The sequence below is a fragment of the Lactonifactor longoviformis genome (genome assembly GCF_042848515.1).
GTDB classification, from domain to species: Bacteria; Bacillota; Clostridia; order Lachnospirales; family Lachnospiraceae; genus Lactonifactor; species Lactonifactor longoviformis.
Window position 1 is genome coordinate 4,620,809 of the sequence record NZ_AP031453.1, and the last position, 14,638, is coordinate 4,635,446.

The 14,638-nt window shown below is 45.1% G+C and carries 13 protein-coding genes; 1 reads left to right on the forward strand and 12 read right to left on the reverse strand.

Features of this window, described 5'->3' with window-relative positions; translation table 11 throughout:
* Position 1 precedes the first annotated feature (1 nt).
* From ACGHCT_RS21160 to ACGHCT_RS21205, 10 genes are all read right to left on the reverse strand, one after another.
* Positions 2–1,315: a hypothetical protein gene (locus ACGHCT_RS21160; protein ID WP_390437437.1), complete on the reverse strand. Its 1,314-nt coding sequence runs from the start codon at positions 1,313–1,315 to the stop codon at positions 2–4.
* A complete protein-coding gene (gene rfbH / locus ACGHCT_RS21165) occupies positions 1,305–2,666 on the reverse strand; it encodes a lipopolysaccharide biosynthesis protein RfbH (RefSeq protein ID WP_390437438.1) in 1,362 nt (453 codons plus the stop codon). Before rfbH ends, ACGHCT_RS21160 begins: the two co-directional genes overlap by 11 nt.
* The gene (gene rfbG / locus ACGHCT_RS21170; RefSeq protein ID WP_072850562.1) at positions 2,651–3,730 is read right to left on the reverse strand and encodes a CDP-glucose 4,6-dehydratase; all 1,080 of its coding nucleotides are present in this window, start codon (positions 3,728–3,730) and stop codon (positions 2,651–2,653) included. The genes rfbH and rfbG overlap by 16 nt, the downstream gene beginning before the upstream one ends.
* A complete protein-coding gene (gene rfbF, locus ACGHCT_RS21175; protein ID WP_072850561.1) occupies positions 3,730–4,506 on the reverse strand; it encodes a glucose-1-phosphate cytidylyltransferase in 777 nt (258 codons plus the stop codon). The genes rfbG and rfbF overlap by 1 nt, the downstream gene beginning before the upstream one ends.
* Positions 4,507–4,844: 338 nt before the next feature.
* Positions 4,845–6,329, reverse strand: a complete 1,485-nt coding sequence (locus tag ACGHCT_RS21180; RefSeq protein WP_390437439.1) for a glycoside hydrolase family 32 protein — start codon at positions 6,327–6,329, stop codon at positions 4,845–4,847.
* 14 nt (positions 6,330–6,343) lie between these two features.
* Positions 6,344–7,687 (reverse strand): glycoside hydrolase family 172 protein, encoded by a 1,344-nt coding sequence (locus ACGHCT_RS21185; protein ID WP_154256763.1) that lies wholly within the window; start codon positions 7,685–7,687, stop codon positions 6,344–6,346.
* Positions 7,688–7,709: 22 nt separating this feature from the next.
* Entirely contained in the window at positions 7,710–8,540 is an 831-nt protein-coding gene (locus ACGHCT_RS21190) for a carbohydrate ABC transporter permease (protein WP_154256765.1), read from the reverse strand.
* A 3-nt stretch (positions 8,541–8,543) separates the two neighbouring features.
* Entirely contained in the window at positions 8,544–9,416 is an 873-nt protein-coding gene (locus ACGHCT_RS21195; RefSeq protein ID WP_390437441.1) for a carbohydrate ABC transporter permease, read from the reverse strand.
* Positions 9,417–9,491: 75 nt separating this feature from the next.
* Positions 9,492–10,814, reverse strand: coding sequence for an ABC transporter substrate-binding protein (locus ACGHCT_RS21200; RefSeq protein ID WP_390437442.1), 1,323 nt, complete (start codon positions 10,812–10,814; stop codon positions 9,492–9,494).
* Between the two features lie 248 nt (positions 10,815–11,062).
* Positions 11,063–12,046: a LacI family DNA-binding transcriptional regulator gene (locus ACGHCT_RS21205; protein ID WP_154256771.1), complete on the reverse strand. Its 984-nt coding sequence runs from the start codon at positions 12,044–12,046 to the stop codon at positions 11,063–11,065.
* Positions 12,047–12,327: 281 nt separating this feature from the next.
* On the opposite strand from ACGHCT_RS21205, the gene ACGHCT_RS21210 reads away from it, so the two are divergent.
* Complete coding sequence (locus ACGHCT_RS21210) at positions 12,328–13,773, forward strand: HD domain-containing protein (RefSeq protein ID WP_226903600.1); 1,446 nt, start codon at positions 12,328–12,330, stop codon at positions 13,771–13,773.
* A gap of 98 nt (positions 13,774–13,871) precedes the next feature.
* Here the strand turns inward: ACGHCT_RS21210 and ACGHCT_RS21215 are convergent, their stop codons facing one another.
* Positions 13,872–14,003 carry a hypothetical protein gene (locus ACGHCT_RS21215; RefSeq protein WP_279235161.1) on the reverse strand — a complete coding sequence of 44 codons (132 nt, stop codon included), beginning with the start codon at positions 14,001–14,003 and terminating at the stop codon, positions 13,872–13,874.
* A gap of 19 nt (positions 14,004–14,022) precedes the next feature.
* On the reverse strand, positions 14,023–14,538 hold the full coding sequence (locus ACGHCT_RS21220) for a hypothetical protein (protein WP_154256775.1): 516 nt from the start codon (positions 14,536–14,538) through the stop codon (positions 14,023–14,025).
* Positions 14,539–14,638: the final 100 nt, after the last annotated feature.

A 14,638-nucleotide genomic window follows, 5' to 3' on the forward strand; every position in this document is an offset into this window, starting at 1 on the left:
TTCATTGCCGCCGGTACTTTTCACAGCGGTTTTCGATATATTTTCTCTTGCCGGACTGAAGCACCGGAATCTCATCCACATATTCTATAGTGATTCTGGCTCTCTCCCCCAGATGGGGCTGGATTCTCCCCAGTATCAGGGGCTCGTCAATCTCATCCTTATTCCCGTTCAGCCACAGAGTGTATTCGGTCTCTTCCATCTGTATAAAGCGGAATTGACGGACCCCACGGACGTCCCACATATTATTGGTAATAATATAAGGCGTCACCGGCCTGCCCTCACAGTCATAGATGAGGTCGCTTCTTCTGCCGTAAAGCTCCGTAAGAAATAGTTGATATCTTCCGTCCTTCACCCGTTTCCTTGCAATGGCAGTATCCCCATTGTCATACCGTATGATGGGAAATGCATAATTATACAAATCCGTTATTACAATACGCCCCAACTCCCCGGGCTCTGCGGGCTCGTCCGAATCCATTTTCAGGATTTCATAATAATAGCTTTCCGTGTCGATGTGGTATCCCTCATCCTTTTTATTCTGTATCCCCATAATTCCATTTTCTTCATTGGAGTACCAGGCCCGCACCGGGCAGGAAAACTGCCTTTGCAGGGCCTCCCGATCTGCTCTCGGCATGGCCTCAGAGATGGGGATCACAGACTTAACCTGAAAACTTTCTGTGGGAACCTGATGACGATCGATGTATCGGCTCAGCTCACCCAACGCGGAAGAATAACCCACCAGACACTTCACCTTCTTTTTCCGGATGATATCTGTCATCTCTGAAAGGGCAGTGTCATCCAGATTAGAGCTGTCCATCATAATGAGGTTTTCCTGGAGCAGACGAAGCCTGCTCTTCTTCACATTATTCACCCAGACCCGCAGGAAAGCCTCTTTCATTCCTATATAATAGCCACCCACAGCTCCGAGGAAGATTCCTCCCGCTGTGTTATGGTCAATCTTGTCCTTATTCTGTATCATCCTAAGGGGGGTTCCTGTGGAACCGCTGGTACACATTATCCGGTTATCAGAAGCCTCTCTAAACACAGAGGACTGAAATTCCTCATAATGTTCACGAAAGGTATCCTTGTTAACCACAGGGAGCTGTTCCAGCGGAGTGTCCTCCGGGTACTCTTTATAATACCCGGTAGTTCTCACCGCGTGGGCAATCAGCTTCTGAAGCTTTTCCCGGGTCTCCTCCAGAGAAGTACCATCACAAAACCCCCTGTGAATCTGATTATAGTATTTCCTGACCCTGCCGCCCTTTACTGCATCCAGAAGCCAGAATCCATACCATCTCAGCTTTTCATCAATGAGCATTGGATATCTCCTCCTGGTTCACAGCTTCCCTGACTGTCTGTATCATATAATCCAGCATCTCATCTGTCATTCCGGGATAGACGCCGATCCAGAAGGAATCCCGCATAATCCGGTCTGTATTCTCAAGGCTCCCCGCAATCCGGTACCCGGCGCCTTCGGCCCTCATACGGTCAAAGCAGGGGTGCTTCACAAGATTACCCGCAAAAAGCATCCTGGTCTGCACGCCTTTCTTCTCCAGGAAGGGTACTACCCGATTCCTGTCCACTCCTTCCCTGCAGGTCATAAGGAACCCAAACCAGCTGGGTTGGGATCCTTCACAGGCTGCCGGCAGAATCAGCTTATCCTCCGTGTCTGCCAGCCCTGCTCTCAGATAATCAAAGTTGCGGATTCTCTTTTCCACAAAACCCGGAAATTTTTTCAGCTGGGCACAGCCGATGGCTGCCTGCATGTCTGTAGCTTTCAGATTGTATCCAAAGTGAGAATACACATATTTGTGATCATATCCCAGAGGAAGCTCTCCGTACTGGCGGTCAAACCGGTGTCCGCAGAGATTGTCCTTTCCGGAAGGACAGCTGCAGTCTCTGCCCCAGTCCCTGAGGGAGCGGATTATTTTATGAAGAAGGGGATTGTCCGTATAGACTGCACCGCCCTCTCCCATAGTCATATGGTGAGGCGGATAGAAGCTGGAAGTGCCGATATCTCCTATGGTGCCCGTGAGTCTCTTCCTGCCGTTCCACGTATATACCGAACCCAGAGCATCGCAGTTGTCCTCAATAAGCCACAGGTTGTGTGCTTCACAGAAGGATTTCACGGCCTTCAGGTCAAAGGGGTTCCCCAGGGTGTGGGCGAGCATCACTGCCTTTGTCCTGCCGGAGAGAGCCGCCTCAAGACTGGCTACATCTATGTTATACTGGGGAATGGTAACATCTGCAAAAACCGGCACTGCCCCGTACTGTACCACAGGAGCGACCGTTGTGGGGAAGCCGGCAGCCACAGTGATTACCTCGTCCCCCGGCCGGATCTGACGTTCTCCCAGAAGAGGGGACGTCAGCGCCATAAAGGCCAGCAGATTAGCGGAAGATCCCGAATTCACCAGAGAACAGAAGCGCAGCCCGAGATAGCCCGCAAATTCCTTCTCAAACTGATCTGTGTATCTTCCGGAGGTAAGCCAGAATTCCAGGGCGCTGTCCACCAGATTCACCATCTCTTCCTGGCCGTACACTCTGGCCGCATAGGAAATCCTGTCTCCGGGAACATAGTCCTTCTTTTTATTATGGTACGTATCACAGTAGGCACTGACCATCTCCAGAATATGGTCCCTGGCCTGCTGCTCTGTCATATGTTCAAACATGATTCTTTCACCTGCTTTTTCCTATATTCTTCTATCTGCTGTTCCATCACTGCAGACACATCCGCTCCCGCCAGATATGCCTTGGTCCACGCCACCGTTCTTTCAACGGCTTCCTGCACGTGCCATACCGGTTTCCATCCCAGCTCTTTTTTGATTCTGGAGCAGTCCAGCTTCAGAAAGTTCGCTTCATGCGGCCCATCCAGAGACTGGTTTATCCAGGTCTGCCCATCCCCCCAGGAACGGCAGAAAATATCGGCCAGCTGCCCTGTGGTAATGCAGTCTCCCTCCTCCGGGCCTACGTTATAGCACCCTGCAAGACTGGGATCCCCGTATTGCCTCCGGGCAATTAAAAGATAGGCGGACAAGGGCTCCAGCACATGCTGATACGGCCTGGTGGAGTGTGGATTCCGTACTATTATAGGTTCCTTCTCTTGGGCTGCCCTTATACAGTCCGGAAGGATGCGGTCCGGCGCAAAATCCCCTCCTCCTATGACATTGCCTGCACGAGCTGTGGACACGGGAATCCCGGCTTCCTCAAGGAAGGACTGCCGGTAGCTGTGGGTTACCAGCTCTGCGCAGGATTTGCTGTTGGAATAAGGGTCGTAGCCGTCCAGCTCATCTGTCTCCCGATACCCCCACTCCCACTCCCGGTTGCGGTATACCTTGTCGGTAGTTACATTGAGAAATGACTTTACACACCCTGTCTTCCTCACGCACTCCAGAATGTGGACAGTTCCCATTACATTTGTCCCGTATGTGGATACAGGATTCACATAGGATTCCCTCACAATAGGCTGTGCCGCCAGATGGAAGACAACCTCCGGGCGTGCCTCCTCCACGGTTTTCATGAGAAGGGGAAGATCCCTGATATCCCCGGTAACCGACTGCATTTGTCCGGCAATTTTGCTGACGGCAAACAGACTGGGATCTGTAGGGGGATCCAGTGCATATCCCGTGACAACAGCCCCTGCTTCAAGCAGCATCTTACAAAGCCAGGTTCCCTTAAACCCTGTATGTCCGGTCACAAACACTCTTTTTCCCCGATAAAATTCTATATCTGCCATTAGTTCCACACCTTCCAGGGAGCACTGCCTGACTGCCACATCTGCTCCAGCTTTTCCTTTTCACTCAAAGTATCCATACACTGCCAGAAACCGGTATGCTTATAGGCATTCAGCTGGCCTCTTCTGGCTGCTTCCTCCAGGGGATATCTCTCAAATATAGTGTCGTCATCCTGGACTAAGTTGAGTATCTCCGGTTCCAGTACCATAAACCCGGCATTGATCCAGCCCTCATCCTCTTTTTTCTTTTCCTTAAAATTGGAGATACTTCCGTCGTCCTGGATGTCCAGCACACCGAAACGCCCGCTGGGCTGGGCAGCTGTTATAGTCGCCATTTTCCCGTTGGACTGGTGATATGCGAGAAGCTCTCTGATATTCACATCGGCAACTCCGTCCCCGTAGGTGAGCATAAAAGTCTCCTCATTCAGATACTCGCGGATCCGTTTAATACGTCCGCCGGTCATAGTCCGCAGTCCGGTATCTACTACCGTTACTTTCCACGGTTCAGAAATGTTATTATGTATGATTCTTCTGTTTCCCTGGGTCAGGTCAAAGGTCACGTCGCTGTTGTACAGGAAATAGTGTGCAAACCACTCTTTTATCATATGCTGCTTATAGCCGCAGCAGATCACAAATTCGTCAAATCCATAATGGGAATATAATTTCATAATATGCCACAGGATGGGCTTTTCCCCGATCTCCACCATGGGCTTTGGTTTTAGATGGCTTTCTTCGCTGATTCTCGTACCGAACCCGCCAGCCAGTATAACAACCTTCATAGGATACCTCTGTCTTATACTTTTTCTTTTGTTATATTCACTTCTGCATTCCTGCAGTCCTTTTTAGCCTTTGAGGAATAAACAACTAATAGTATAATATAATACTTTCTGTAGAAAAAGGAAGAGGTTTTTTGCATTTTATACATTTTAATCTCTTTTTTCGTCTGGATTAGCAGGGTGTTGCTGTAAAATGCCTAATTATAGTTTTGCATATATGAAGCTCAAGGTTATATAGTCGGCGAAATGAGCATGGGCAGAGCATGCACATAATGCATTCTCTGCCCACTCCATACCTTCCGGCTGAGGACTCTATACAGGTTTTCCTGCATAACCTTCTCCTATCGGTTGCACTCTTTTAACCCATATGTTTCTATCTTCTTAAGAACGGTCTTTCCTCCGCAGCTGCACAGATATGTCTGATTTTGAGTGCAGCCCGCATAAATATTTAAAGAATGATTATTCCGATACTGATTGGCAAAAACTTCAACAGAGCTCTGGTCTGATAAGATATGAATATCTAATTCTTTTTTATCCTGGAGATATAATGTGCTCTCAGACACTCCCTTGCTCCAGCCATCTGAGTTATTTCTGTCCACGGACATTTTACTTTTTATAAAATCAAAGGTACATACTGTCTGCTTTCCCTCTCCGCTGCGCAGCACAATCTCCAACTGTTCTGCATCTGTCTGTTCAAGATCAACCTTAAGCTTACACTCAAAGGATACGCCGTCTCCGGCTTTTACTATAGTTTTTTCTTGCTTTATTACTATATCTTCCTGCTGCCATGCATCTGTGCGTATTGTTTCAATTTCCCTGATCGGCACAAACTGTAACGTATGATCTTCCAGAAGACGTACCTCTCTTGGAATATTATAAGAGCCGCACCATCCCTCCCGGTAGGTCGGTCCCCAATCCTTCCAAAATGGCATCCAATCCCACGCATTTGCCCAGCCGACGATGATTCTGCGTCCGTCCGGGGCCTCAAATGACTGCGGTGCATAATAATCAAACCCCCAGTCAATTTCTCCATTCACATGATAATCGAATTTACCGGTCTCATAGTCAAAATCGCCCACCAAATATACAACGGTACGCTCTCCTGCTCCCATTGGTGAGAACATAAGTACATATTTGTCACCAATAGGATAAAAATCCGGACACTCCCACATATAGCCCCATTCGCCCCGGCTTTCAGCCAGAACATTAAAGAACTCCCAATGCAGCATATCCTTTGAGCGGTACAAAAGCGCCTGTGCTCTATTGCTGCGGCTTGCTCCGCATACCATATAATACGTATCTCCATGTTTCCAGACCTTGGGATCCCTGAAAAAGTCGGTAGGTACTCCCTCTGGTGCAGTCAGTACCGGATTCCCCTCATACTTTTCAAAATGAATGCCATCCCCGCTATAGGCAATACACTGTGTCTGTTCAAATCCATTTCCATTATTAGCTGTGCCAGTAAACATCAGAAATAATTTCCCGTCATGCTCGATCGCGCTTCCCGAAAAGCAGCCCCCCCGCAGATGATTGTCATAAGCCTCAGAGGGTGCCAATGCCAGCGGCAGATACTCCCAATGCAGCATATCATCGCTTACGGCATGCCCCCAGTGCATACAATCCCAGAATCCGTAATAGGGATTATACTGAAAGAAAAAATGATATTTTCCTTTATAATAGATCAGTCCATTGGGATCATTCATCCAACCCGTCTGGGGCATAAAATGATAATGCTGACGCATCTCACCATTTTTAACTATCTCCTTTTTTGCATCAATCTCCTGCTGGGCCTTCTCAATATTCTGTTGCATCAGTTCTCTAGACATAAGACTCCTCCACGTTATCTATATTCATCACGAAGTTTTTTGGCAAATTCTGTATTAAGCTTAGACTCACGACGTGCTTTTTCTTCTTTTATTCTGAATTGTTTCTGTCTTGCGGGACTGTATTCTTCCCAACGATTTGCCCATGACTCTCTTGCGGCCTTCATCTCATCTGTCATCTCCGGCAGATTAAGTTCTCTTGAAGGCAGAGTCGGAACATTCGGAAGTCTTTCTTCCACGGGAAGAATCGTAATTTCCTTACTTGTGGGCAGGGTCTGATACCAATAAGCGGTAGAACTCCAATCGTCGGATAAATGATTTGCATGTCCATGCTCAATTGTTACCCTTAAACTCTTTTCAAAGCGAACGGGATCCGTAATATGAAATCTGTATGATACCTGGAACCCATCGGTATCGCCCTCATGGACAATTGTTCCAAAGAATGGATATGCATTTCTTTGCATTCCCCAGGCATGATTAAAATAGTCCTCTGTTCCCGTGCCGTTAAGGCTTGGATATTCTTCTCCGTCAATAAAGAACATATCGTTGCCCTCGCCCCACCAGCTTCCCTGGTAATGCTTCACTGTCAGATTACATCCCACATAATGGCCCGTCCCCTCTACATCCAGAACCGTATAATTCCCTTCGCCTTTCAAGTTTGTTACATTATTTACTTCGGGCGAATTGGTCTGCACATCCGGACCCCATCCGTCACAGGGATTTTCACGTCTCCAGCAGGCATGAAAATATGCCGTCTCTTCGTCCAAAGGCTCTCTATACATCTCATAATCAATATTGAAATATAAGATGAATGGCAAATCATTTTCATTCACGATTTCAATCTTTGCTTTTTTATTAAATGGCATGGGGAAATAACATGATACAGAGCAGGGTGCCCCATAACGTCCGGCTTCTTCTGGTTTTAGAGATACGTTAAACGGAAGAGAGCTAAAGTTTCCCGGATAGCAGTTACCTATACAGAAGAAATCTCCCAAAGGCGCAAGGACACTTGGAGTATCCTGATCATCCCATGTTATTTTAATCAGTGCCTTTCTATAATAAAAGGGATCATAATCATCCCAGATAACACCAAGCGCCGGGTGAATCTCCATAACCGGAGCCGCAGATGCATTCAGGACCGGGTCCAGAATACTTGGCGCCTTTACTTTTCGGCAGGATGAAGTCATCCATATATGTGTGATGCACCCAGGCCCTTCTACTTCACCCAGTACAATGCTTTCTTTCGCCGGTATCTCCCAGTAATCCTGATTTTTCCCTCTCTGATCCCAACTTGCAAGTCTTCCGTTTCTGGCTTTCTTAATTGTTGTTAAATCCTGAAATAATCCTGATACTTTACTCATAGTTTATTCTCTCCTTTTCGTTTTAGCCTTTTACTGCGCCGGCAGTCATACCCTCTACAATATTTTTCTGGAAAAGTCCATAGAATATTAATTCCGGAATAATGATCATAACGCTTGACGCCACAATTCCACCGTAGTCTACGGTATACGTTCCCTTAAAGAAGGATGCACCCATGGACAATGTATAATCCGAAGCATCCCTTAACATAACAGATGCAAACGGGAATTCATTCCATATATAAAGGACATTAAATATTACAATCGTAGCAATTACCGGTTTTGTCATGGGCAGAATCACCCTCATCATCAGATCCCATATAGAACAGCCATCTATGACAGCCGCCTCATCTATCTCCGCAGGCAATGCCTTCAAATATCCCACCAACAATAATGTATTAAACGAAATAGATGTTGCAACATAAGGGAAAATTAACGCCATCTTTCCTCTTAATCCCAAAAACACATTAATCTTATATACAGGAAACAAGAGAATAAATGGAGATATGGACAATCCCATGATTAAAAACCCATATAATAATTTCCTTGTTTTTGCACTTTTAAATTCCATTCTTGCTAATACAAACGAGCTTAAAAACGTAATAATCAGCTCTGTAACCAGGGAAACAGCACATACAAATATGGTATTTCCATACAATTTAGGAAAATTCAATACCTCCAGTGCATGCTTATAATTGTCAAAATTCAGTGTCTTTGGCAGGGACAATGGCGAAGATAATATCTCTGAATTTGTCTTAAAAGAGAGAATCAGCATCCATATAAAAGGAAATACAACCAGTACTGTACTCAATGCCATTAAAACATACATACCTGTCCTTTTTCTTTTATTGATCATATCCTATCCCTCCCTTTCCCTTGTCAGAACCGAATAAACAGCTGTTATCAAAAGAGAAAGTAAAAACGTCACTGTCGCCAGAGACATTCCATATCCATAATCACTGCTGGAAAACGTCTGTGAATAGCTGTATGTTACCAGCGTCTCTGATAAATGATTGGGCCCTCCTCCGGTAGTCTGCTGAACAATTTCAAAGATCTTAAATACTCCTGTGATAATCAATACTGCTACCGTAGAAATCGTTGTCCGCATCATGGGAATAATTACATAGCGTATTTCCTGAAGACCACTTGCCCCGTCAATCTTAACAGCCTCCAATATATCCATGGGAATCATCTTAAGCCCTGCGATAAAGATTGTCACAAGATATCCCAATTGCTGCCAGAAATAAATAATAGCGATACTATACGGTGATAAAGACTCACCGCCAATCCATTTTTGTTTCAGCGCACCTGCTCCCACTGCGTCCAAAAGGTTATTTAAAATACCGATATTCGGATCCAATATATAAACCCATATGATACCTACAATGATTGGAGCGATAATGGCCGGCGAAAAAATTAATGCTTTTGAAAGGTCAACGGCTTTAAGCTTATGATTCAGCAGCAACGCAATCAAAAAGGACAATGTAAGCAATAACACAAAAGCCAGAATAAACATAACCATCGTGTTCCTGAATGAGCTCCAGAACAATTCATCCTGAAACAGCCTTACATAATTTTTTATACCCGTAAATCTTGGTTTTCCGATTCCGGAATACTTTGTAAAACTATAGTAAACAGCAATAGCAATCGGTAATATAATAAAAACGCTGTACACAAGTAATGTGGGAATCATGAGACCAATTTTATATCTTTTCTTACTTAACCAATGCATACGGTTACCCCATTTCTTACAGAAATATCTGCCAGATGCCATTTCATCCTAAGCAGCTGGCAGAATCCTTATATATTACTGACTGTTTGCCAATGCTGTATCCATCTTATCCAGCGCTTCAGCGGGTTCATATGTTCCCTGAAGTACTCCGAAAATCCCATCATACAATGCTTCCTGTACTGCCGAGCGAACGGTAAGGTCCGGCGCTGCTTCCGGACTTTCCCAGCCATCTGCAAGTGCTTCAAGCATTGCGTTCATAGCATACTGTGAATCAGATGCTGCCACACCCTCATAATTGGTTGCCGGGAAAATAGAGCCTTCATAGGATAATTCTGCCGCTTCTTCTCCATAATAGAAGCTGAGGAATTTATAAACACCCTCTTTTAAATTATCGTCATCCGCAACCGCTGCACTGACACCAATAGGTGCAGACGGAACTTTCATCGCAATATTCTGTTCCGCCTGTGTGTCCGTAAACTTTGGTCCCCACCAGAAACCAATTTTATCGCCAATGTTCTCATCAAACTCTGCGCAATCCCACTGACCGGTCCCGAACATTGCTGCACTTCCCCCGTCGAAAAGCTGTTTAGCATCAAAATATTCAATGGTCGCCATGTTGTCTGGGAAAGCACCTGCGTCTTTCAGGCCCTTTAACTTTTCAAAACAAGCAAGCAGTTCTGCATTATTAAATTTATCTGATCCGGATAGAATATTCTCAATATTATCTTCCCACCCATATCTGGCCAGAAATTCATTAAACTCCCACATGGCAAAACCACTGTTCTTACTTCCAATTGCCAATGGAGTAACTCCACTTGTCTTTAATGCTTTGATCATTTCAACAAACTCATCATAAGTTGTATCATCTGTGGGATAAGAAACTCCTGCCTTATCAAAGAGTTCTTTGTTATAAAATATACCCTGTACGTTACACTGATATGGAAGACCAAATTGTCCGTTATCGTCCTTAAACGCTGCCTCCATCCCCCCCAGAGCCTTCTTAATCTCAGTATTTGCATCTAAAAACTCTGTGAGATCCATCAACACACCTGCTTCACTGTACTCGGAAGCTTCAGATCCCTCAATCCAGAAAATCTGCGGAAGTGTTCCGTCTTCTGCCTTCAGCTTCATATTTTTTGAATGTGTTTCTGTGTCAGCCGCCTCAAATTCTACTTTGTATTTCCCTTCATTTGCTTTATTAAATGCCTGCACAATATTATATGTAACCGGCTCCTGTTCTTCCGGGTTTGCCACATGAATGCCAAATTTAATAACTGTTGCACCGCTTTCATCTGTTTTAGTTTCGTTACTGCTGTCTCCGCAGCCCGCCATAAGGCTCAATGACAATGTACTTACCAACATTGCAGAAAAAATTTTTCTAAGTTTCTTTACTTTCATAATTATCCTCCTTAAAATTAGTGTTGTGGAACCCGTTCCATACCTGATAAAAAAATAAAATATGTCCCGAATCTTTTTGTAAGCGCTGTGGAACGCGTTCCACAACACTTACAACACGAATGTGCACTATTCGATTTCTTTAATCTCATTATATTCTTTCATTCCCCGATGTCAATGTTTTTTTATGTCTTATACAATATTTTGTACATAACTACAAAATTTTCTAATTACTTTTTGTTGCTTTTCTCTTAAACAATTGTTGTTTTTCTCTTCTTTAATTCTACATTCAATATAATATTTTTGTCTTTATAAATTTTGCCATTAATTAATTTACAAATTAAGCGGGCAGATTCTTTTGCCAGCCCTCCTATTGGCTGAACGATTGCTGTTAATTCCGGTTCAACCATTTCTGTAATATATGTTCCATCGTAAGCCACAAATTTTACATCTCTTGGAACCTTTTTATGCCTTCTTATTACTTCATTCATACATTCTATGGCCAGCCTGTCAACCCCAAAAACGCCGTCAAAGTCTATATTTTGGGACATAACATCCTTTACTGCCTCTCTGTAATACTGAGCGTCCAGCCGATTCCATTCCAGTTCATAGCAAATTGTCCGGATATTATTTTCCTTCATAATTCTCTCGAACTCATAATGCCTCTCATGATAGGGAGATTCCACCTTTGTATTGCCAATAAAATGCAAAATCTTTTTACATCCATTCTCAATTAAAGTTTCCGCCGCAAGCCTTCCGCCTTCCTTATGGTTAACCGCTACCACCGGTATCTCTTCTCCAAGGTAACGATCCAAAGCAACAATCGGCTTATGGATTCTCTTGTATTCTTCTACCTTCAAAGAATGGACGCCTGTAATTACCCCGTCAACAATGTGCCGATTCAGCATATCTAAATATTCCAGTTCAGCATTACTTTCTTTTTCTGTATTACACAGCATCATTTTAAATCCGGCATTATACAGCTCTGACTCTACGCAATCCACAAATTCTGCGAAAAAAGGGTTAGAGACATTCGGCACCAGCACTGCAATAATTCCTGTCTTTTTATGATAAAGATTCCTTGCCAGCTCATTCGGTGTATAGTCGAGCTTTTTCATTGCATCTTCAATTTTCGTTCTTGCTTCTTCCGATACATAACCACTGTCATTTAGAAATCTTGATACTGTACCGACCCCTACCCCCGCCTCTTTTGCAACATCTCTGATGCTTGCCATATCTTTTCTCCTTCTTTCTTATCTGCAAATAATTGCTGCTATAACGAAGTATAATTCCCGTGAAATCAAGTTGTCAATATACATTTTCTCTATTTTGTTCTGTAAGATTCACAGCCATCCGGCGAAGGGTGCAATATTCTGCTTTTTGCGCGAATCCCCGTGTATTGCCGGAAGGACATATATTGTACTGGATCTCACAAGCACCTGATGATAGAATAAATACAAAATAATAGCAATAACCGAGCCAAATATGATAAAAAGACTGGATATGAGGTGAACCGATGAGTGGATATGACATCCGTTTTGTAGACAAGATTCTGGACAATGTACATGGATTTATTGAATATACTGCTGTGGAGAAGGAGATTATAGAGCTCCCCGTCTTCAAGCGCCTGCAGAGCATCAAGCAGCTGAGCCTGACCAATTGGATCTTTCCCGGCGCAGAGCATACCCGTTTTATCCATTCCCTGGGGGTTATGTACATTGCCGACCAGATGGCCATACAGCTGAACTATACAGGGGAGGAGCGGCAGCTGGTGCGGCTGGCAGGCCTTCTTCACGATATCGGGCACTATCCCCTCTCTCATGTGGGAGAACAGGCTTACAAATCACTCCCCCGGGATCCGGAAAATATTCTTGTGAATCAGAAGCACAAGGTACAAAACAGTCTGAATGGCCTGGATCATCCCAGCCTGGACTACATGCAGGAATCTCCCAATCCATTTCACCATGAGCACATTACCAGAGAAGTCATCCGCCATGATGAAGATATTATTAGAATTATTGAGAAACACTGCGGGGGATCCTCCCTGATTCAGATTGATAATATTTGTGACATTATTACCGGAAATGTGGAGCGCAATCCCGGCATCTCTGGCCTGGTGCAGCTGATCCACTCGGAGCTGGATGCCGACCGAATCGATTATATTATGAGGGATGCCACCTTTTCCGGAACCAGCTACGGCGGCTTTGAGCTGGGTCTGTTTCTCAGGAGTCTGGCCAGAACCATGTATCAGGATGCGGAGATCATCGGTGTTCACTCGAAAGGGATCTCCATTGCCGATCAGTTTCTTATGAACCGGTATTTTTCCTACACTCAGGTTTTCTTTAACCGCCACGTGGCGATCCTGGAATTCATGGCCCGTTCTCTGACGGAGGTGTTTATTTCCAGGAATACCAGTGAATACCCCTCTCCGGATGTCCTGCTCCAATATGTCAAAAAGCACAGTGGGAAGACAGAATTTCTGTATTTCACAGACCGGGCATTCTGGGACAGCCTGCATCATGTATCTATGGGGTATTCCCCTTATGCGGATATCTTTCAGGAGCTCCTGCTGAAATATCAGGAGCTGGATCTCACAGAGAACAGGGAAATATCCATTACGTTTAACAGCAAAGAAGAATTAATGAAGCGTCTGGAAGAACATCCCATCTATCAAAACCTCCTGGATGATGCCTGTGAGACAGTTCCCATCCTGCATCTGGGAAACTTTACCGGCCAGCTGCCCCGGGAAGTCTTCTGCAGAGAGCTTGAACGTCTCGGGAATACCTCTGGCCTCACGGAGGGGGATATCCGGCGGATGAAGATACGGCGGATGCAGGAAGGCATTACTGTAATTGAAGAGGGGAAAGCGCCTTCACTGCTCTGTGACAGCCCGGCCTCCCTTATGTCCGGCCTTTATTCCACCCGTTTCTGTATCCTCAGAGAATACGGGCTTCCCCGGTAAGGGAAGCCCGTATTCATTAAGCATCTAGATGCATTTTTTTCGAAAGCAGACGATCCCGGCTGCTCCCAGTATACACACCAGCAGCCAGACAGGCGCCTTCATGACGTCCCCGGTATCTGCTGTTTTTGCGTACCCAGTCTTCCCATATCCCCATACCCCTGAGGGGGACCACACGCCTGCTCTGTTTTGCCCTTCTTTTGGATAAGCAGGTTGTTGTGACCCAGGTTCATCAGGAACGATCTCCCTGTTTCATTCGGCGTCTGCCACCGCAATTCCATAGGTAAGGCTGCCGGTATAGGTAACTCCTTTTACTGTCGTAGGTCCGATCTCGGGAATTGCTCTGTATGTCTTTGTCCCGTCTTCTGTGAAGGACACAATCTCCTGTCCTTTGGCCACAGATACGTTTGCAATGGACTCTATTAAGGTGCCGTCCGGTCTCTGAATCTTATACCCCAGGATTCTGTTTATTCCACCGGAGTCCCTGCCGCTCAAAACCAGCTGGTCAAAAGAAAAGTCTGTCCCTGCCACGGTCACGGAAACCTTCTGCCCATCCTGAAGATTATTTACATCTGTCACTGTAATATCCACGTCTGTTCCATCTGCAGCCATAGTAACGCTGGACGGAATACTGACCGTATAGGAAGGCTCATTGGTTACTGTACAAGTGAATTGTGTCTCTGAACTTTCCAGATTTGCCGCGTAAACAGATCCGGATGTCCCTAAGATAAGGCCCATGGTTAACACTGCTGCTAATTTTTTTCTCATAAAAATATTTCCTCCTCATACTATATGGAATTTGCAGACGGAGACAGAAATAGCCCTCTCCGATCCTGCAGTTCTATTAAAACAGATAACTCCCGGGCGG

What these genes read in the sequence shown, in the direction of transcription:
- ACGHCT_RS21220 (WP_154256775.1), bottom strand. Translation starts at nt 14,538, where the DNA reads ATGAGAAAAAAATTAGCAGCAGTGTTAACCATGGGCCTTATCTTAGGG.
- ACGHCT_RS21215 (WP_279235161.1), bottom strand. Translation starts at nt 14,003, where the DNA reads ATGAACCTGGGTCACAACAACCTGCTTATCCAAAAGAAGGGCAAAACA.
- ACGHCT_RS21190 (WP_154256765.1), bottom strand. Translation starts at nt 8,540, where the DNA reads ATGATCAATAAAAGAAAAAGGACAGGTATGTATGTTTTAATGGCATTG.
- rfbH (WP_390437438.1), bottom strand. Translation starts at nt 2,666, where the DNA reads ATGTTTGAACATATGACAGAGCAGCAGGCCAGGGACCATATTCTGGAG.
- ACGHCT_RS21200 (WP_390437442.1), bottom strand. Translation starts at nt 10,814, where the DNA reads ATGAAAGTAAAGAAACTTAGAAAAATTTTTTCTGCAATGTTGGTAAGT.
- ACGHCT_RS21195 (WP_390437441.1), bottom strand. Translation starts at nt 9,416, where the DNA reads ATGCATTGGTTAAGTAAGAAAAGATATAAAATTGGTCTCATGATTCCC.
- ACGHCT_RS21205 (WP_154256771.1), bottom strand. Translation starts at nt 12,046, where the DNA reads ATGGCAAGCATCAGAGATGTTGCAAAAGAGGCGGGGGTAGGGGTCGGT.
- ACGHCT_RS21160 (WP_390437437.1), bottom strand. Translation starts at nt 1,315, where the DNA reads ATGCTCATTGATGAAAAGCTGAGATGGTATGGATTCTGGCTTCTGGAT.
- rfbF (WP_072850561.1), bottom strand. Translation starts at nt 4,506, where the DNA reads ATGAAGGTTGTTATACTGGCTGGCGGGTTCGGTACGAGAATCAGCGAA.
- ACGHCT_RS21185 (WP_154256763.1), bottom strand. Translation starts at nt 7,687, where the DNA reads ATGAGTAAAGTATCAGGATTATTTCAGGATTTAACAACAATTAAGAAA.
- rfbG (WP_072850562.1), bottom strand. Translation starts at nt 3,730, where the DNA reads ATGGCAGATATAGAATTTTATCGGGGAAAAAGAGTGTTTGTGACCGGA.
- ACGHCT_RS21210 (WP_226903600.1), top strand. Translation starts at nt 12,328, where the DNA reads ATGAGTGGATATGACATCCGTTTTGTAGACAAGATTCTGGACAATGTA.
- ACGHCT_RS21180 (WP_390437439.1), bottom strand. Translation starts at nt 6,329, where the DNA reads ATGTCTAGAGAACTGATGCAACAGAATATTGAGAAGGCCCAGCAGGAG.